Origin of the sequence: Planococcus massiliensis (genome assembly GCF_000821325.1) — a bacterium.
GTDB classification, from domain to species: domain Bacteria; phylum Bacillota; class Bacilli; order Bacillales_A; family Planococcaceae; genus Planococcus; species Planococcus ruber.
Genome location: NZ_CCXS01000001.1, coordinates 1,320,483 through 1,340,090, shown reverse-complemented (window position 1 = coordinate 1,340,090; position 19,608 = coordinate 1,320,483). Strand labels below are relative to the sequence as shown.

General features: G+C 45.4%; 21 protein-coding genes and 1 other annotated feature (1 of these 22 cut by a window edge). All 21 genes read right to left on the bottom strand.

The window, feature by feature from the left end:
- Positions 1–50: a binding site (T-box leader), on the bottom strand (it extends 167 nt beyond the left edge of the window).
- A gap of 61 nt (positions 51–111) precedes the next feature.
- Positions 112–627 carry a DivIVA domain-containing protein gene (locus BN1080_RS06450; protein ID WP_052651120.1) on the bottom strand — a complete coding sequence of 172 codons (516 nt, stop codon included), beginning with the start codon at positions 625–627 and terminating at the stop codon, positions 112–114.
- Positions 628–720: 93 nt separating this feature from the next.
- The gene (locus tag BN1080_RS06445) at positions 721–1,506 is read right to left on the bottom strand and encodes a YlmH family RNA-binding protein (RefSeq protein WP_052654447.1); all 786 of its coding nucleotides are present in this window, start codon (positions 1,504–1,506) and stop codon (positions 721–723) included.
- A gap of 63 nt (positions 1,507–1,569) precedes the next feature.
- Entirely contained in the window at positions 1,570–1,833 is a 264-nt protein-coding gene (locus BN1080_RS06440) for a YggT family protein (RefSeq protein WP_052651118.1), read from the bottom strand.
- A gap of 20 nt (positions 1,834–1,853) precedes the next feature.
- Positions 1,854–2,339 (bottom strand): cell division protein SepF, encoded by a 486-nt coding sequence (locus BN1080_RS06435; RefSeq protein ID WP_052651116.1) that lies wholly within the window; start codon positions 2,337–2,339, stop codon positions 1,854–1,856.
- Positions 2,336–3,007 (bottom strand): YggS family pyridoxal phosphate-dependent enzyme, encoded by a 672-nt coding sequence (locus BN1080_RS06430; RefSeq protein ID WP_052654445.1) that lies wholly within the window; start codon positions 3,005–3,007, stop codon positions 2,336–2,338. The genes BN1080_RS06435 and BN1080_RS06430 overlap by 4 nt, the downstream gene beginning before the upstream one ends.
- 122 nt (positions 3,008–3,129) lie before the next feature.
- Positions 3,130–4,314: a cell division protein FtsZ gene (gene ftsZ / locus BN1080_RS06425; protein WP_052651113.1), complete on the bottom strand. Its 1,185-nt coding sequence runs from the start codon at positions 4,312–4,314 to the stop codon at positions 3,130–3,132.
- 58 nt (positions 4,315–4,372) lie between these two features.
- Positions 4,373–5,656, bottom strand: a complete 1,284-nt coding sequence (gene ftsA / locus BN1080_RS06420) for a cell division protein FtsA (protein ID WP_052651111.1) — start codon at positions 5,654–5,656, stop codon at positions 4,373–4,375.
- A 101-nt stretch (positions 5,657–5,757) separates the two neighbouring features.
- Positions 5,758–6,123: a small basic family protein gene (locus tag BN1080_RS06415; RefSeq protein WP_052651107.1), complete on the bottom strand. Its 366-nt coding sequence runs from the start codon at positions 6,121–6,123 to the stop codon at positions 5,758–5,760.
- Between the two features lie 2 nt (positions 6,124–6,125).
- A complete protein-coding gene (locus BN1080_RS06410; RefSeq protein ID WP_052651104.1) occupies positions 6,126–6,842 on the bottom strand; it encodes a DUF881 domain-containing protein in 717 nt (238 codons plus the stop codon).
- Positions 6,843–6,858: 16 nt separating this feature from the next.
- A complete protein-coding gene (locus BN1080_RS06405; protein ID WP_234398941.1) occupies positions 6,859–7,599 on the bottom strand; it encodes a DUF881 domain-containing protein in 741 nt (246 codons plus the stop codon).
- On the bottom strand, positions 7,562–8,362 hold the full coding sequence (locus BN1080_RS06400) for a cell division protein FtsQ/DivIB (protein ID WP_052651100.1): 801 nt from the start codon (positions 8,360–8,362) through the stop codon (positions 7,562–7,564). The genes BN1080_RS06405 and BN1080_RS06400 overlap by 38 nt, the downstream gene beginning before the upstream one ends.
- Positions 8,363–8,381: 19 nt before the next feature.
- Positions 8,382–9,746 (bottom strand): UDP-N-acetylmuramoyl-L-alanine--D-glutamate ligase, encoded by a 1,365-nt coding sequence (murD, locus tag BN1080_RS06395; protein ID WP_052651098.1) that lies wholly within the window; start codon positions 9,744–9,746, stop codon positions 8,382–8,384.
- Positions 9,747–10,715, bottom strand: coding sequence for a phospho-N-acetylmuramoyl-pentapeptide-transferase (gene mraY / locus BN1080_RS06390; RefSeq protein WP_110925592.1), 969 nt, complete (start codon positions 10,713–10,715; stop codon positions 9,747–9,749).
- 24 nt (positions 10,716–10,739) lie between these two features.
- Positions 10,740–13,103, bottom strand: a complete 2,364-nt coding sequence (locus tag BN1080_RS06385) for a penicillin-binding protein (RefSeq protein WP_052651096.1) — start codon at positions 13,101–13,103, stop codon at positions 10,740–10,742.
- Positions 13,100–13,459: a cell division protein FtsL gene (gene ftsL / locus BN1080_RS06380; RefSeq protein WP_052651093.1), complete on the bottom strand. Its 360-nt coding sequence runs from the start codon at positions 13,457–13,459 to the stop codon at positions 13,100–13,102. The genes BN1080_RS06385 and ftsL overlap by 4 nt, the downstream gene beginning before the upstream one ends.
- A 12-nt stretch (positions 13,460–13,471) precedes the next feature.
- On the bottom strand, positions 13,472–14,410 hold the full coding sequence (rsmH, locus tag BN1080_RS06375; RefSeq protein WP_052651092.1) for a 16S rRNA (cytosine(1402)-N(4))-methyltransferase RsmH: 939 nt from the start codon (positions 14,408–14,410) through the stop codon (positions 13,472–13,474).
- A 21-nt stretch (positions 14,411–14,431) separates the two neighbouring features.
- A complete protein-coding gene (mraZ, locus tag BN1080_RS06370) occupies positions 14,432–14,863 on the bottom strand; it encodes a division/cell wall cluster transcriptional repressor MraZ (protein ID WP_052651091.1) in 432 nt (143 codons plus the stop codon).
- Between the two features lie 147 nt (positions 14,864–15,010).
- Positions 15,011–16,630, bottom strand: a complete 1,620-nt coding sequence (gene bshC, locus BN1080_RS06365; RefSeq protein WP_052651090.1) for a bacillithiol biosynthesis cysteine-adding enzyme BshC — start codon at positions 16,628–16,630, stop codon at positions 15,011–15,013.
- A 75-nt stretch (positions 16,631–16,705) separates the two neighbouring features.
- On the bottom strand, positions 16,706–17,089 hold the full coding sequence (locus tag BN1080_RS06360) for a DUF3397 family protein (RefSeq protein ID WP_110925591.1): 384 nt from the start codon (positions 17,087–17,089) through the stop codon (positions 16,706–16,708).
- Positions 17,090–17,092: 3 nt separating this feature from the next.
- On the bottom strand, positions 17,093–17,950 hold the full coding sequence (locus BN1080_RS06355) for a ketopantoate reductase family protein (RefSeq protein ID WP_052651089.1): 858 nt from the start codon (positions 17,948–17,950) through the stop codon (positions 17,093–17,095).
- 84 nt (positions 17,951–18,034) lie between these two features.
- Positions 18,035–19,585 carry an acyl-CoA carboxylase subunit beta gene (locus tag BN1080_RS06350; protein WP_052651088.1) on the bottom strand — a complete coding sequence of 517 codons (1,551 nt, stop codon included), beginning with the start codon at positions 19,583–19,585 and terminating at the stop codon, positions 18,035–18,037.
- Between the last annotated feature and the right edge of the window lie 23 nt (positions 19,586–19,608).

Sequence of the window (19,608 nt, the reverse complement as noted above, 5' to 3'; positions counted from 1 at the left end):
GGATCGCTTTGTCGAATTGAAATGAATACTGTCTCTATCAATGCGTTTGTGTATAGTCGTTTTTAAAACTATTTCATGTAATTATAAAAGCAAGCTACGAAAGCGTCAAGTTCAGTATTCTTCTTTTTTCGCTTCCAGCTTGTCCAAATTAGTCGTATCGATGTCATATTCCATCAAAGTTTCCCAATCATCTGTATCAATCAGATCCAGCTGGGCTTCAACAAGCATTCTGAAACGATTGCGGAATACTTTGGATTGCTTCTTCAATTCATCGATTTCCATGGCGATGCGGCGGGCTTTTGTCAGAGACTCATTGACGATGCGGTCCGCATTTTTCTCCGCTTCGCGTACGATCAATTTCGCTTCTTTCTGGGAATTGCGGCGCACTTCTTCTGCCGCTTCCTGCGCAACGACAATCGATTTTTGCAAAGTGGATTCAATGGTCGTAAAATGGCCGACGCGTTCATCCGTCTGTTTCAAACGCTCTTCGAGTTCCTTTTTCTCTTTCAGCAAAAGTTCATAGTCTTTGATGATCTGATCCAGGAATTCATTGACTTCGTCTTCCTGATATCCTCTGAATCCTCGGCTAAATTCTTTATTATGTATATCCAGCGGGGATAATGGCATTTCGTGCACCTCTCCTTAACATCTCGTCGTAATTTACATTATACAGTCCATTGGCATAAATATCAGTAATATTTCGTAATTTTTCAGTTGCGCTTATTTGTTGCTTTCCAAACGACCGATTTGAAGGCGGATTTTATCTTTTTTCGTACGCCCTTCTACTGCCAGCACTTTCACTCGGCCAAGCCCTCTCGATGACAGCATGTCGGATTCGTGCAATTCAAACGAAGCCTGCTCCTGAACGGTCCAATTTACTTTCACTTTGCCGCCGGTGATCAATGAAGACGCTTTCTGGCGGGAAATATTGTAGACAGAACTCATGACGGTATCCAGTCTCATCGAACTGACTGTATGGTTTTCCTCCGACCATTCTTCTTTTACGGTGAGAAATTCTTCTTCATTTGCCACTTCTTCCAAATGCACTTTCACTTTGGAAGCGGAAGTGAAATTCGCATGCAAATAAGCGCTCACTTCTTCAGCGACCGCCAATTGAATCGTTTGCCCGTCAATCCGGATATCGCCGAATTTGCTGCGGTCTAGCCCAATCGCCATCATAGACCCCAGCACTTCCGGGTGCTGCAGCGTGACGAATTTCGTCGGATACTTCAGCTCATAAACGGTTATGCGGAAATCTTCTTTTTGGACTTCGTAATACGATGGATACAGAAGCACGCGCTGGCGTTCAGCGTCTTCAAACAAGCCGGAAGCAGCCATTTGAATATCGCTTGAACCGAGCACAGACTGTACGATAAAACGCTGGCGCGGGTCAAGAAAATCCGTCAATTTAGGCGTATAGCGATCTTCCACATCAATCATCCATCCTGATACTTGTTCGATAAATGGCTGTTCGTCTTTACGGAAATGCTGGAATAGAGAATCCATGCCAAGTGCCCCTTTCGTTTTCGATTGGTCTGACAAGTAAAAAACCCCACAACTGTGAGGTAATTAATAAAAGTAATTAAATAGAACAACGATTCCCCGGCTTGCCAAATTCAATGCAAAAATCGCAACGATCGGTGAAAAGTCAATCATGCCTAGCGGCGGGATAAACCTTCTGAAAATATCCAGGTAAGGATCTGTTATGCTCGAAAGCATTCTTCCGAAACCGGACTCTTTCGCATTCGGCAGCCAGCTCATCAAGATACTGGCAATTAAAATGAACGAATAGATGTTTATAGCAACTAATAATAAATTTACGATAGCTATCATTGGTTCTTCATGCACCTCTTTTATTGTTGATCATCGTAGTAATAATCCGAAATGGCACCGTCGACTTCAACCGTGTCCGGCACACATAGGAAGATGTCAGTCCCTATACGCTGGATGTCGCCGCCTAGCGCGTAAACCGTTCCGCTAAGGAAATCGATGATGCGAAGGCCTTGGTCTTTTTCAATGCGCTGCAGATTGACCACAACGGCTCTTTTGTTTTTCAAATTCTCGGCTATGTCCTGAGCTTCGGCATAGACTCTTGGTTCTGCCAAAATCACTTTTGAGGATTTCACAGCACTTTGCAAACTGACTAGGTTAGGCGTTGCGGTTGCATTTTCCACTGCTTTTTGTCTCCGTTCTTTAGAAGGTTTTCGGACTTCCTGCTGGGCTGCAGCCGGTTTTTCATAGCGTGGAGCCGGCTGTGGCTTCGGCTCTTGCTGAATCGGCTCATCATCTTCATATTCTTCCAGATAAAAGAAGTTCTTGAATTTGTTTTTAATGCTCATCCCGTTGCCTCACTTTCAGATCCTACTAATGCGGTTCCAATACGGACAAAAGTTGCTCCTTCTTCAGCAGCGATCAAATAATCATTGGACATGCCCATTGAACATTCTGTACAGGGTGCATGCGCCCATCCTTTTGATGCAACTTCAAGCTGAAGAGATTTTAAGCCTTTGAACACATTGCGGATCACGGATTCATCTTCTGTGTTCGGTGCCATGGTCATTAGCCCCACGACTTCAATTTTCTCAAAAGACTGCAAGGATTCAATGAATGCCAAAGTTTCTTCAGGAAGCAGGCCGCTTTTCGTTTCTTCTTGCGAAACGTTCACTTGGACAAAGCATTTGACCCGTTTGCTTGCACGTTTTTCAATTTCTTTTGCAAGGCTCATTCGGTCTAATGAATGCAAGTAATCGATGCGATCGATCACATCGCGAACTTTTCGCGTCTGCAAATTTCCGATAAAATGCCAAACTGCATCTGAAGCGATTGAGTCCTGCTTAGTTTTCAAACCTTCCGGCCGGTTTTCTCCTAAATGCCGGATGCCCGCTTCAATCGCTTCAAGCGTACGCTGCACACTCACTTGCTTCGTTACTGCAACGATTTCAACGCCGGGCCGGATGCCTTCTAATTCACTTTTTATCTCTTCGAATACTGGTTTTATGGATTTCATCATTTCACAACTTTTCTATAGATGTTCAATTTATTGTACCAAGGACAGAGATATTTATCAATTAAGCCCTATTTGAAAAAAACAGCCGCCCACTAGGTAGGCGGCTGTTTAGAATTCAATGATTAACGTCTCTTTTGGCGATTGCGCAAGAACGTCGGAATATCAAGCGCATCGTCGTGCTGCTTTTCCTGGCGCTGCGGCTGAGGATCTTGCTGGTATGCCGGAGCTTGCTCCTCCCGGCGCTGCTCTTCACGGCGCTGTTCACGAAGCGATGGCGGCGGAGTCTGCTGTTGGATCGATTGGACTCTGCTAGAATTCAATCCCGATCCTCTTGGCGTTCTCGGCTGCAATTGTTCTTCGTTGAATCCTGTCGCGATAACCGTAACAACAATTTCATCTTTCAGATTATCATTGATAACAGATCCGAAAATCATATTTACATCTTCATCGGATGCAGAAGCAACGATATCTGCAGCTTCCTGCACTTCATAAAGGCTCAGATTAGAGCCGCCTGTAATATTCATTAAAACGCCTTTAGCGCCATCAACTGAAACTTCAAGCAATGGGCTGGAAACCGCTTTTTTCGCTGCTTCAGAAGCACGGTTCTCGCCTGATGAAACACCGATACCCATTAAAGCGGAGCCTTTGTTTGACATGATCGTTTTAACATCCGCAAAGTCGAGGTTGATCAGACCAGGGACTGCGATCAAATCTGAAATCCCTTGCACACCTTGGCGTAGGACATTATCCGCTTCGCGGAAAGCTTCAAGCATCGGTGTGCTCTTATCTACGATTTCAAGCAAACGGTCGTTTGGAATAACGATTAGCGTATCTACTGATTCTTTCATCGTACTGATTCCGCTGATTGCCTGAGTAGAACGTTTACGGCCTTCAAACGTAAATGGACGCGTTACGACCCCTACAGTCAAAGCGCCAAGTTCTTTAGCGATTCCGGCAATGACCGGAGCTGCTCCAGTTCCTGTACCGCCGCCCATTCCCGCTGTGACGAAAACCATATCCGCTCCGCGCAGTGCTTCTTCGATCTGTTCCTTGCTTTCTTCAGCCGCTTTTTTCCCGACTTCAGGATTAGCTCCGGCCCCTAGCCCACGAGTTAACTTTCCGCCAATTTGAAGGCGAACTTCCGCCTGGGAAAGATTCAATGCCTGCGCATCCGTATTTACGGCGATGAAATCCACGCCTTGAACACCGTGTTCGATCATGCGGTTAACGGCGTTGTTTCCGCCGCCGCCGACGCCGATTACTTTAATAACTGCCAATGCATCAACTGATGTATCAAATTCCAACATTCTTTTTCCTCCTAAAATTGCTCTGCCTCACCATCAGAAGCATGGAACAATATTCATTTTATTCAAAAAATCGATCGAATATCTTTTTGGCTTTTGTGACTACGCCTTCACTTTCCGGTTTAGCCGGTTTTTGCTTTTTAGGCTGATGCTGCTGCTCTTGCTCGATTTTAACTGACTCGGACAACGCGGCTCCGCTGCCAACACGCCCATAGAACATATCTTCCATATATGCGTATTGGATCAATCCGACAGCCGTCGTATACTGCGGCTCGCGCACACCGATGAATTCTGGTACGAACAGACGCACACGCGTTTGAAGAATGTGGCGCGCGAGTTCAGACAACCCTTCTAACTTCGCCATTCCGCCGGTTAGGACGATGCCTCCTGGAAGGTCCTGGACCCCAAGCCGGTAAAGCTCATCTAAAATCAGTTCGAAAAGTTCTTCCAGGCGAACTCCGATTATTTCAGATATGTATTTTTGGCTGTATTGCTCTTTCGTATCCGATCCGATCACAGGAACCTCAAAAAGTTCGTCTTCCGATGCATCATCATAGAACGCATGGCCGTATTCCAATTTGATTTTTTCTGCTTGCTCAGTCGGCGTTTTCAACACGATTGAAAGGTCTTTTGTAACATGGTCGCCTCCGACCGGGATGACAGATGAAGCTGTCAAATGGCCGTCTTGGAAGATCGCGATTGAAGTGGAGCCTCCGCCGATATCAATGCAAGCGGTGCCGTGGTTTTTTTCATCCTCAGTCAAAGCATAGTATCCGGCCACTAAAGGCTGGACATAGATGTCTCTGATTTGCAGGCCTGCACGTTCAACGCATCTCAATACATTGTGTAAAATCGTCTTGGAAGTTGTTACCATTGTACCATCCATTTCAAGACGGATCCCGATCATGCCTCTTGGATCTTTAATTTCATCCAAATGGTCAACGATGTATTGTTTTGGAATGATGTTGACAAGCTCGCGCTCAGGCGGAATTGAAATCACTTGTGCAGCATCCAACACCCGGTCCAGATCATCGTCTGAAATTTCGCGGTTCTCGCTGTTGACTGCTACCACGCCTTTTACGGGCTGAAGCATTGCCTTATTGGCAGGAATCCCCAACACCACTTCATGGATGGATTTGCCGATCATGCGCTCCGCTTGGTCTACTGCTTTTTTTATCGATTGGACTGTAGCATCTATATCAACAATCGCACCTTTTTTTATTCCACTGGATTTTACATTTCCTACGCCGATGACATGCAACGACTTATTGGCCATTTCTCCGATTAAAACTTTCACGGATGACGAACCGATATCTAAGCTTACATATAATTCTGATTGACTCAATTCGTGGCACCTCCTTAATAAACTGCTGTTACATACATTCTATTGTAAATTGTACGCCTTGTCTAAGTAAAATAGAGCAACTTTGTAAATTTTCCTTCAATTTAACTGGGTGTTTCGCTCACATGCTTTTTTTCAGCCCATTTTGCCAAAATGATTCGGCGAATGACCGCGATATTTTGGAATAATCGAACCCCAAAAGCGAAGATGGCTGCCAAATACAGATCGACGCCTAAGTGGACGCCCAGGAAAGCCAGTCCGGCCGCAAGAATGATATTGAAGAAAAAGCCGGAAACAAATACTTTATCATCGTAGACTTGCTGCAAATGCGCCCGGATTCCTCCGAACAAAGTGTCCAATGACGCCAAGACGGCTATCGACAAATAGTTCGCATACTCCGGAGGAATTTGGATATCCGTCAGCAAGCCAAGCGAAATGCCCAAGATCAACCCTAAAATTGATAACCACATTGCTATTCCTCCTCCGCTATTTTCAAATGCCGATAATTGAGTTCCTTCTCATAAGGCTCAATGGTTACTTGCTCTTTTGGCGCTGAAATTTCAACCGATAAATTATCGATGTAGAAATCGTCCAAGATCCTCGATGACAATAAATGATTATACAACTTTTCGGTGTCTTCCATCGAGTTGGAAGCGATCTTAATTTTAAAAGGGGGCGTTTGTATCGGAATTGCATTGACTGTCGTTAGGCCATTAATATCACGGATGGCAGTAGTATTGACTATCCGGTTTCCATCGACTGAGACATACAATCCATTATTGCGGTTTATCTCATTTACCAAACGGATCAGCAGATCGGGAGCAATATAATCGATTTCTTCTCCAAAGGCTACCGCTTCGGCAGAAGGTTCAATCGTCATTTCAATTCCCGTTGCGGTCATTTCGGTAAGCCCCGCCAGTCCCCTGAGCTCTTCAACTGTATCTTTCAGCGCCTGCTCCGGACTTTCAGAAGAGATTTCGTCGTATTTCGATAAGGTGGAATCAAGTAAGCCGACTTCTGATAATAATTCAGAGTGGAGTTGCTTTTCCCTTGAAAGCTCTTGCCTGATTTCCCAAACATCGCGTGTATCCCTGGAATCAGGTTCATTGATCGTATTATATTGAATAGCTGTCATCAATCCGATGACAAACAATATGATTGAAAACCGGGAAAAGATTTTCCTTTTCATGCAACTCCCCCCTCAATTATGATTCTGTTAACAATGCTGGCATCGTGATTTTTTGTCCCGCATCCATCGTTACGATGATATTGTCATTGACTAATTGGTCCATGACCCCGCCCGCCAATTTCATCGACGATTCCAAAGCATCCGGTTCACCGATGGCTTCAATCGTAAATGGCGCCGGATATTGAACGCCGTCGACAGTGATCACCGGGCCTGTGCAGACGATATAGGAGTTCGCATGGATGCGCTGTCCGTTAATCGCAATCGCTTCAGCACCGGATATATAAAGTTCGTTGATGACTTGGAATACATGGCTTTCATGGACAATATAATCATTGGGATTAGCCGAATCTAAATTGTATTCGCCGTCTTGAAGCGTCACTTTCAATCCGTTTCCTTCGACTGGCAATACCCCTAAATACAAGCGCAGCGCTTCCGCTTCTTTCGCATAGTCGGCAAAATGCTCTTCCCCATCTGCGAAGGACTGCTCGAATTGCTGGACGCTTTTCTGCTTTTCTTCAATTTCTGCACGAAGCTCTTTATTGCGCTCCTGCTGCTCAATCAATTCTTCCCTAACCCGCTCTTCTTCTTGGGAAAATGCGCTTCCCGTAAATTCCGAAGCCTCTTGTTTTGCCTGCGACAAACTGTAGGAGTAGGCCATAATAAACCCGAGCACAAGAAAGACGAGTGAGAAAACAATCGATTTGCTGAAACGATAGCGCTTATTCTCCGGCTTCTTCTGATTGTTCTGCTTCTTCAATATCGTCACCTTCCTTCGGCGGGCCATAGACATCATCATAGGACCGGAAAAAGATTCCGACTTCCATATCGATGACCCCTTTTTGCCCGTCTTCCAGCTGTGCAATGACCGAGGGGTAATAATTCAACTTCTCGGTAAGGCTCTGCAAAATCCCTCTTACTTCATTGCCATCAGACATGTACAAGGTAACAAAGGCTGCCTCTTTATCACTTGGGTCTAAAATCACCTGGGAGATCAAGTTAAAGACTTCCGAATCGACTTCGGCCAATTGAGAAACCAGTTCCTCTTTCGTTTCCTGCGTTTCGAAATTTGAAAAGATGGGGCCGTCGACTACAGAAATCGCCTTATCCAAGGCATAGCCATTGGAAAGCAGCATTTGATAACTATTGCCCTGATCTAGATAGCCGATTTTCTCGAATTCCTTAATTTGGATAGTAACACCGGTCAGCCATTTTTTCTGAACTTCAGCCTGCTCTATCCATTCAAGGCTATTCAATTTTTCTTCAGCTTCGCCTTCCGTAAACGACCACATCGAATCGCCTATCGAAAGTTCACTGATTTCCTGGTATTCTTCTTCACCGTAAAGTTCCGCGCCTTCGACCGAGATTGTTTGGATCTCACTATATTTCGTTTGGCTGTAAATGAGAATGGCAAGCAATAGAAGAAAAAGTAACAGCAAGGCAACGAACTTGCGATTGGTTCTTTTTTTCCGCCGCTCTCGAAGCGTCGGGATGCGTTCTTCGATATCAATCACTTTGTCCATAATTGCTGCTCCTTTCCCTTTAGTCGTTTGCTTCCGTTACTTTACGGACCGCGTCTATGAACGCATCCCCGCGAATTTCAAAACTTTCATATTGATCCCAGCTCGCACAAGCAGGAGACAGCAGGATCGTATCTCCATCTGCTGAATATTCGACCGCTTGTCCAACTGCTTCGTCCATATTCGCCACTTTTTCGATTACCGGCACTCCGCACTCTCCTGCAAACTCTGCAAAGCGGTCAGCTGTTTCGCCGAACGTGATCAATGCTTTTACCCGATCCATATAAGGCCGCAATTCTTCAAGAGAATGTTTGCGTTCCAGTCCGCCGGCCAGCAAAATCACATTGCTTGGAAACGCTTCTAAAGCACTTTTGGTCGCCAAAGCATTTGTGGCCTTGGAATCATTGTAGAATTTGCGGCCTTTCCACGAAACGATGAATTGGGAACGGTGCTTGACCCCTGTAAAGGACGATAGGACACGGACGATGGTTTCCTTCGTACCGCCCCAAAGCAAAGTAGCCGCTGTTGCCGCCAATATATTTTCAAGATTATGCTGTCCGCCCAACATGATTTTTGAGCGTTCCATTATTTTTTCGCCTTGCCAATAAATGAATTCGTCATCGGCACTGATGCTTTTTTCCGTTTTGCCTTTTAAAGTGAACGGCACGAGCTGTGCTTTGCTTTTTGCAGCATACGCAGAAAGCACGGGCTGATCGGCATTGTAAATGAAATAATCTTCCGCCGTCTGATTTTGCGTGATTTTCATTTTGGAAGCATTATAGTCTTCGATGGAGCCGTGATAATCCAAATGCGATTCGTAAAGATTGGTGATAATGGCGATGCGCGGGCGGAAGTCTACCGTCCCTTTTAGCTGGAAGGAAGAAAGTTCTGTTACGATGACGTTCTTCTCTACCGCTTTTTCAGCTACACCGCTTGCCACTGTTCCGATATTCCCAGCGATTAACGGCTTCTTCTCATCCTGGTTCAGCATGTGGAAGAGCAGCGTCGTTGTCGTCGTTTTGCCATTAGATCCTGTAATGCCGATAAATGGCGCTTCGCTGATCAAATAAGCCAGTTCAATCTCTGTCCAAACGGGGATGCCTTTTTCCAGCGCTGAACGGATCAGCACATTGGTATAAGGGATGCCCGGGTTTTTAACGACCAGCTCAAACCCTTCATCAAGCAAATCTTCCGGATGGCGGCCGCAGATGACCGTGACGCCTAAATTCAGCAAATCTTGGGCTTCAGGGTTTTCTTCGAATCGTTTGGAATCATTGACGGTTACAAAAGCGCCCAAGCCATGCAAAATCCGGGCTGCTGTAAATCCGCTTTTCGCAAGTCCAAGCACTAATACTTTTTTATGATAAAGTTCCGGAATCTGTTTCATTTACATTACCTCCAAAGCAATTGCAATAACTGCTGCGATAAGCCCTACTAGCCAAAAGACCGTTACTACTTTCCATTCTGACCATCCGCTCAATTCGAAATGATGATGAATCGGGCTCATTTTGAAAATGCGTTTCTTTCTTAATTTAAAGCTGCCGACCTGCAAAATAACAGACAGGGTTTCAATTACAAATACCAGGCCGATCAGCAATAACAGCAATTCCTGTTTCAATAAAATCGAAACCATCGCCAAAGCCCCGCCCAGTGCCAGGGATCCGGTATCGCCCATAAATACTTTTGCAGGATACTTATTAAAGACAAGGAATCCCAGTAACGCACCCGTTACGGAAAAAGTGAAAATGGCAATTCCCGTTTCGTCTTGCATAATGGCAAGGACACCATAAGCGGCAAATGCGATTGATGCTGTTCCGGCGACCAAGCCATCCAGTCCGTCTGTCAAGTTGACCGCGTTCGAGAAGCCAACCAGCCAGAAAATCATGAACAATACATATACCATCGACAGCTCAAGTGAAACGGATGTGAATGGAATCGATACAGCCGTATCAAATCCAACGCCGTTCAGCAAGAAAAAGGAGATGGCCGCAATGACGATTTGGCCAATCAATTTTTGGAGGGAGGTCAATCCCAAGTTTCTTTTCAAAACCACTTTGATGAAATCGTCCAGGAATCCGATCAAGCCGAACCCGAACAATACCAACAATAAGACAAATACTTTAGCGGTCAAAACATCGGCAATCATTCCCACAATAAGTACAGTCGCAATAATAGCAATCAAATATACGAGGCCACCCATGGTAGGTGTCCCCGTTTTCTTCATATGGGATTCAGGTCCTTCTTCGCGGATGCTTTGCCCAAACTTCATACGTTTTAATAGCGGGATAAAGATCGGCATTAACACAACAGTTAAGAGCAACGCTAATCCAAGGCCCAGCAACATGTAAATATCCATTATAGTGCTCCTTTAAATAGTAAATTATTCCCCGGTTTCTTCGGTGATTGTTTCTTCCAAGCTTTCTTCTACAATACTGCCTTCTTCGATGACCGGTTCTTCAGCCGATTCCTCGAAGCCGGCATTTTCATCTAGTTCTTCGCCCTGGCCATCTTGCCCCGTGCTTTCTTCGGAAGAACTCTCTATGTCTGCATCCGGTATTCCCTCAGGTCCATCTGCCATAAGCTGGTTAAATGATTCTTCCGGCGTCTGCAATTGAATGACAATCGGTTCTCTCGGAGCAACTTCTGCTCCCTGCGACAAGCTTTGGCTGACTGCAAACCCTTGGCCGGCGATTTCAAGAGACAATCCGCTTAATGATTGGAACGCAAGCAAATCGCGTTTTGACCAGCCGGTGAAATCAGGCAGCGGCGGCACGCCTTCGGTTTTCAGGATCACTTTTGCGCCTTCGGCCACAGTCTCGCCTTTGGCTGGATACTGGGCAATCACTTTGTCCCCTTTTCCGGCAGGCACTGCTTCAATGCCCTGTTCAGCCAACTGAGTAGTGATGTCTTTCACGGATTTCCCCGTATAATCTTCTACTTTAAACGTTTTGGCTGTTTCGGCATTTTCCGGTTCAATGTTCATGTACTTCAAACCATTCTCCATCACAGAAGTGAAAATCTTCGAAACCGGAATGGAGCCATATTCATCCAAAGGCAGCTGCGGCTGTTGAACGCCGATATAAATCAGCAACTCCGGATTTTCCGCTGGCGCCATGCCCAGGAAGGAATACAGGTAATTATTTCTTCCGACCATATAGCGTCCATCTTCACCAGGAATTTGCGCAGTTCCGGTTTTGCCGGCTACTGTATAGTCCTGCAATGCGAATGGCCGTCCCGAACCATGTTCCGAAGTGACCGTTGAAGCAAGAATTTCCCGAACTTTTTTGGCCGTTTCTGCAGAGATCGGATTCCCGGCTTTTTCCGGTTCACTTTTCACGGAAACTTCCCCCGTATCCGGGTTTTTAATTTGATCAATTACGTAAGGCTTCATCATCGTCCCATCGTTCGCAATGGCCGAAGCTGCCTGGATCATTTGGATCGGCGTGACGGTAGATCCTTGTCCAAAAGCAGTCGTCAGACGCTCTACAGGGAAATTATTCAGTATAGTGCCAGACGATTCATTCGGAAGGTCGATCCCGGTTTTTTTGCCAAAACCGAATGCATCAACGTATTTCATGAAGTTTTCCGGTCCGATGCGTTCAAGCAAATAAGCCATGGATACGTTAGAGGAGCGTTGAAAACCTTCCAAGAACGTTATGCTCCCCCACCCTCTCCTACCGTTATGGTCACCGATGGTCGTCCCAAACAGCGTATAAGATCCTGAATTGTAATATGCATTGGGATCCCATTTTCCTTCCTGGATCGCTGATGCCAAAGTAAACATCTTCATTGGCGAGCCCGGTTCAATCGTCAATTCGATGCTCTCGTTCAGCCAATTGTCTGAAAGGCCCTCACGCGTATTCGGATTGAAAGTTGGACGCTGCGTCATAGCTAAAATTTCACCGGTTTTAGGATCCGCAATAACCGCAATCATCCTTGTAGGCGAATATTCTTCCTGTACATTATTCATTGCATCTTCCAAAAAGTTCTGCAATGTTTTATCCAAAGTTAACTGCAAATTTGAACCATCTATGGCCGGGGTTACGATCGAATCGCTATTTGGCAGCAAGTACCCCCATTTATCCGTATCAAACTCCATTTTGCCGTTCTTTCCAGTTAACACCTCATCATGAATGGCTTCAAGCCCCATTTTTCCTTTTGTTACGATTTGCCCATCTTCCAATTCTTCTTTCAGCGCAAAACCGATCAAGTGAGAGGCGAAACTGCCATTGGGATAGAGCCGCTTCAAATCTCGCACAAATAAGATGCCTGGAAGGTCTTCTTCTTTTATTTCCATCATTTTCGTATGGCTGATTTCCCGTCCGGCAGAACCGAATTCAACCTGGTACCGGTCTTTTTCAATTCCGGCCTCTAAAATCTTTACTATTTCACTTTCTTCCATGTCCAAGTATTTGGAGAGAACCTGTGCAGTCATTTCAGGGTCAACGACGTGATTTGGGTCTTCCGGATTTTGCGTAGCGGACTCTTCGATCACAGCCACAAGTTTATAGGACAGTGTATCTTCCGCAATCACTTCTCCGTTGCGGTCGAGTATTTTTCCGCGTTCGGCGGAAAGTACTTCTTCCTGGCTGTACTTGGCTGCTGCTTTGGCAGCCAGCTCCTGGCCTTCAACAGATCCTGTTGCCTGAATAGTGACAATTCTCAGCGCCAAAATGAAAAAGAGCCCTGCAAAAATCAAAAATAGCAGAAAGGCTCCCCATTGAAATCGAAACTTTTTTTTCATTGCCCAGGCACTACCTTTACATTTTGCTCATTTAATTTAAGGCCAGATTCTTTTGCTTTTGACCAAATGCGCTCATATGTAGAAAGTTCACTGACTTGCACAGACAAATCTGTATTTTGTTTCACTTTTTCATCGATTGATTGTTCAATTGTTTGAATTTCTTGAGTAGATGCCTGAATTTCCGATTGATTCTGTAAAATCATCAATGCACAAAAGACAAAGGCCGCCAAGAAAGACAAATAAAGGACTTTCTCGCCTTTTGTGATTAAACTTTGTTTTTTGACCGGCTGCCGACTCGGGTTTTGAGGAACGGCCGGCTGTTGTATGTATGCTTCTTTTCTAGCACTCAACGCCATTTGAACACGCCCTTATTCTCTGATTTTTTCTGCTATCCGCAATTTCGCTGATCGCGAACGGTTATTTTGCTCTAATTCTTCCTCTGTTGGCAAGATCGGTTTTCGGGTAATGAGCTTCAGCATCGGTTCCATGCCATCCGGGATAACCGGTAAATTCGGCGGCAGTTCCGGAAGTGATGAAGCTTCCTTGAATATCGTCTTGCATAAACGGTCTTCTAACGAATGGAATGTGATGACACTGATCCGGCCGCCTACTGCAAGCAACTCTAACGCATGCTGTAAGGATACTTCGGCTGCTCCGAGTTCATCGTTTACGGCAATGCGGATTGCTTGGAATACGCGTTTTGCCGGATGGCCGCCTTTCCGCCTTGCAAAAGCCGGAATTCCGTCTTTGATGCACTCCACTAGTTGCCCTGTCGTTTCAATCGGTTCGGTTTCCCTGGCCGCTTCGATTTTTCGGGCAATTTGCTTGGAAAACTTCTCTTCGCCGTAGCGGTAGAAAATGCGGACTAAGTCTTCATACGGCCATTCATTGACCACATGGTAAGCACTTAAGTGGGCTGATTGGTCCATCCGCATATCGAGCGGTGCATCGTTATGGTAACTGAATCCCCTTTCAGGAGTATCCAATTGGGGAGAAGAAACCCCTAAGTCATAAAGAATGCCATCGACTTTTTCGATTCCGCGCATTTCCAATTCTTCTTTTATCGATTTAAAATTCGCATGGATGAAAGTGATCCGGTGCAGATAATCTGCCAGTTTTTCTTTTGCATGCTCAATCGCTGTCGCGTCTTGGTCAAAACAAAACAAATGCCCTTCATCTGATAATTGCTTTACTAAATACTCACTGTGCCCTGCTCCGCCTAGCGTGCAGTCCACATAAATGCCATCAGGACGAATGTTCAGTCCATCGACAGTCTCTTGGAGTAAAACCGTGGTGTGGTTGAACAATCCATTCCCCCCGTTCAATTTTTAAAAATCAAAGTCTGCTAAATTCTCTGCAATATCATTAAATGAATCTTCTGATGCTGTAAAGTATTCTTCCCATGCATCTTTCGCCCAAATTTCAAAGCGGTTCGACACTCCGAGTATTATGCATTCTTTGTCCAATTTTGCGTATGTTAGCAATGTTGAAGGGATATTGACGCGCCCTTGTTTATCGAGTTCAACTTCAGATGCACCCGAGAAAAAGAATCGTGTAAAAGCACGTGCGTCTTTTTTAGTGACCGGCAGCTCTTTCAGCTTTTCTTCGATCTTTTGCCATTCATCCATTGTGTAACCAAATAAGCATTGATCCAGGCCACGGGTAATTACAAAACTTTCGCCTAGCTGCTCGCGAAACTTTGCAGGCACGATTAAACGTCCCTTTGCATCAACGCTATGTTGATATTCTCCCATGAACATGCCCGTCACCCCACTTATTGATTTTAATGTACCACAATCCCCCACTTCTCACCACTTGTTTTTGAAATATTTCACGTTTGTTACAAAAATAAATCTCAATTCTACTTCTTGAGACAAAAAAAGCCTGCCGTGGCAGACTTTTTCAGCTTACATATAGATGATTTTGTGATTTTTGTCATATTTCAAATCCAGCTTTAGCATGTCCTGGACGAGCGTCTTTCCGTATTCATTCATATATGGGAAGGGACTATATACTCGTTCTTGCAAACTATTATTTGGAATTAACTCATTCTCCAGCGTTTCAAAATGGGTGAATTGCGTGCTGTTTTGAAGCATCACTTCATCTTCCAATTTGTTTTTCAAAAAATCCAATTGCTTTAAATGGATTTTCAAGTTCTTTTCCACAATAGGCGTTAACCCTTTACTTATGGATGAAAACTTTTCTTGAATAGCTTCATAGTCTGCCTGAAGCTTCGTTTTCAATTCTTCCACCATTTCTTCAGCATCTTTATCGCGAATCGAGTCCATCAACTGGATTTTCAGTTGGCTGACTTTCCGATCATTGACGATTCCCTCGAAGTCCAGTCCGTATTTCTCCATTAAACTTTGCACTTGGCGATTTACAAGCGTCATGCCAAGACGAGGCAAGATAATCGGCAATTCCATGCCCATCAGCTTGAATGCCTCTTTTAAAGCTGCCCAATAGGAAATTTCGCCGGGGCCTCCAACAAAGGCCAGTACCGGGAAGACCATTTCTTGCATCAGGGGTCTAGTCACCACATTATTGCTTAACCGTTCCGGATTGTTTGCCGCAATTTCTTTCAGCTCTTCAGCTGTAAAAGAAACCGCTCCGTTATTGCCGGTAAAGCTGCCTTCGCTTCTTTGCAAGAGAATGCGTTCACCTTGCACAGTAATAAAGAGATTGGCTGCATCCGCTTCCGCTTCAATGGCAGCCGAGTAGCCTTGTGCAACCAGCGATTGCTCCGTCCGGTGAACCGCCGCTGCAATGGCTTCCGACTTTTCGACCATTTCGAGGAAATAAGAAGATTCATAGTGGCGCAATTCCGGAAACGCAGCGTCAATGAACAGCAAACCTTCTTCCTCGAAAAAGTAATGGATAAAAGCAGAAAAGAAATCCGTAAATGAATCCGATGCCTCCAAAAAGCGGAAAGCCATTTGATGCAATTCTTTCGAGTGCGCCGTTTCGGGCATGCTGCGGAAATATTCTTCCAAAAACTCCGTGATTTTCTTTTTGTTTAATTTTGCAGCAGAAGCGGAGCTTTTTCCGTATTCCACGTGCGGAAAGTTCAATTTATCTACCCGTCCATTGACTTCGCGGTACAAATGGCTGATTTCTGCTAAATCATGGTCTTCTCCGGCAATCCAGAATACAGGGACCACCTTTTGATTGAGCCGGCCGCTTGCTTCTTTCGCCAGGACAATAACCGAAATCGCTTTATGCACGGTATAGAGCGGCCCCGTCAAAAGGCCGGCTTGCTGCCCGGTCACAACGACAGGCGCCCCATTTTCAAACGCCTGCAAATGCTCGGCTGCTTTTCCAGAAATGCCGTGGCGGCCCATATAATTCCTTAAAATCGAACTGAGCCGCAGCCTGTCTACCGGATGTTCCTTAAGGGCTTCCATGCGTTCAGCGAACTTTTCCAAGGCCGGTTCATAGGAAAAATAGTCGTAAATTCCGTTCTCGCCATTTATGTAATCATTCATTAATTTATTTGCCGGTGCGGCATATTGTTCTTCAAGCCTCATGAAAAAAAGTCCCCTTTTCCCTATACATTCAAACTTACTATATCAAAAGGCAGTAAGAAATAAAAAAAATCAGCTTCATATCCTAAAAAAATGCAAAAGCGAAAGAACAATCCCAACGGCCCAGATCGAACTATAGGCAAGAGCAAGAAGCACGAAATACATGCGCCACGTTTGCCGAATGTATCTTAAGATTTCAATTTCCTTTGTCTGCCGCCATTCGATGACAAGCAAAACGATCGCGATCAGGATCGCAATCAAATAGACGAGTGCCGTGATGTCGATCTCCCAAATCGCTTTGATCGACACAGGCACTGAAAAGAACAGCAAAAAAGTAGTTAAATCAGCAGCAAGGCCGATTGATTGGTATTTCATTTTTTTGCGGGCAATCAGCACCACCAGAAGAAAGGCAATAAATGGAGCAAAGATCAAGACTGCCCCTATCGTGTATAGAATATCCATCGCTTATACCTCAGTCGCTTTTAATAGATTATATAAGGTTTTCAATAAGGGCAGTTCAAGTTTTGAACGCCGCATTGTATACAGCAAGATCGTATCGAGTTCCATTTTCCTTTTATCCAACTTATCAGCCAGCATGGAGGACGTATTCGTCGATGTCGAAGCGCATAAAGCCGTCACTTCCTCAAAGGGAAGCAATTTTTCGATTTCAGGAAATGCAAGATACAATTCCGTGTATAGATTTTTCAGCAATTCATAGGCATGATAATTCGTCAGCAATTCGCCATTTTTAATTTCCATCAAAGCGGTCAAGGGATTGATCAAACAATTCAGCAGCACTTTACGGAATAAGAGCTGGTCGGCATTTTCCACCCATCCGCTTTGAAAACCCTGGATGCCGGCTAAAGGCTTGAATGTGGTGGCTGCTCCTCGCGCCAGCGCAAATTTCACCGTTCCGAGCCCTGTATGCTTTATTTCTGTCGGCCCCACTTTTAGCGCACCATGTTCGACGCTGCCTAAAGCGATTTGCTGATGCGGCATCTCTTCGATCAACTCCAGGTGCAGCATGCCGTTTTGAAGGAAAATAAGCGGGTTGTCCGGACATTCACGGCTGATCACCGGCACCAGTTCTAAAAGCGCATCATACTTCACGGCCAATAAAATATAAGTGTCCGGTGAAATCAGCTGAAATTCTGTTATGGCGGGTATCCGATACAGCTTATGGTCTTTCAAAATGCCTACTGTTTCAATTTCTTTTGCTTGCTTTTCAGTTTTTGGCATTAACAGAACTTCTTCTCCCGCGTCTTTTAACAGACAAGCCATGAGCATGCCGATTGCTCCAGCGCCTACCACTGCAAATTTCATCCGATTCCCTCCCCTATCCAAACCGATTATGACTCTCTCAAAAAAGAAGCCTGCCTTATAAAGGCAGACTCCAGGATATTTTCATTATACAGGATTAATCGCGTGTTTTCGATATGGCAGCGGCAAATCTTTTGTTTCATAGAAAGATAGGCGCTGTGAAAGCACATTGCGCAATTGGCTTGGCGCGATAATTTCATCGATAATCATTTCTGAAGCCAGCTTATAGATATCGATTTCTTCTTTATATTCCTGATGCTTCTCTTGAACAAACTTCAAACGTTCTTTCGGATCTTCAATTGCCTCGATTTTATTCGAGTAGACGGCATTGACGGCTGCTTCGGGTCCCATGACAGCAATTTGGGCCGTCGGAAGCGCGATGCAGACATCCGGTTCAAAAGCCGGGCCGGCCATCGCATAAAGTCCTGCGCCGTAAGCTTTCCGGACAATGACGGAAATTTTCGGCACAGTGGCAGAACTCATCGCCGCAATGAATTTGGCGCCATGGCGGATAATGCCTGCCCGCTCCACTTTCGTGCCGATCATAAATCCAGGAACGTCTGCAAGGAACAATAAGGGAATGGAAAAAGCATCGCACAGATTGATGAATTTCGCACCTTTGTCTGCTGAATCGCCGAACAAGACGCCACCTTTGACTTTCGGCTGGTTCGCTAAAATTCCGACGGCTTGCCCGTCAATGCGGGCAAGCCCTGTAATCAATTCACCGGCGAACAGCTTTTTGATATCGAAGAAACTGCCTTCATCGACTAATTGATCGATTAATTCATACATATCAAAAGGCGCATTCTGGTTTTCCGGAATGATCGCTTCTAGTGAACGGCCAGCCTTTTGGGCTTTTGATTCGATTCTTTCCGGCTTCACAGCGAAATTCGCAGGGAAGAATTGCAGGTAGCGGCGGGCTTCTGAAATCGCTTCTTCTTCCGTCGAAACCAATACATCGCCCACTCCGCTGACGGTGCAGTGCATGCGGGCACCGCCCATTTCCTCCAGCGTCACTTTTTCGCCGATTACTTTTTCCGCCATACGCGGCGACCCCAAATACATGGAAGCATTGCCTTCCACCATGATGACAATGTCACAAAATGCCGGTATGTACGCGCCGCCTGCTGCTGATGGGCCGAATAGGAGGCAAACTTGCGGCACCATGCCAGACATTCTGACCTGGTTATGGAAGATCCGCCCAGCGCCTCTGCGGTTCGGGAACATCGCGAGTTGGTCGGTAATGCGGGCGCCTGCCGAATCGACTAAATACAGCATCGGCACTTGCATCTTCTCTGCTGTCTCTTGGATGCGGATGATTTTCTCAACCGTTCTGAAACCCCATGAACCGGCTTTTACCGTCGAATCATTGGCCATGACACAAACTGTTTCGCCGTTCACTTTGCCGATTGCTGTTACAACGCCATCGGCTGGAAGGTCTCCCGCTTCCACATTGGCAAAGCGTCCGTCTTCAACATAATTTCCATCGTCAAATAGGAGTCGAAGGCGGTCGCGCACAAATAATTTATTGCTTTCCTTCATTTTTTCATGGTATTTTTGCTGCCCCCCAGCAAAAATCGTCGCCAGTTTCTGTTCTAAACGTTCGTTATACCCCGTCGTTTCGGTGGTTTTTGTCATTTCTGCATCCCCTTTGCATGGAA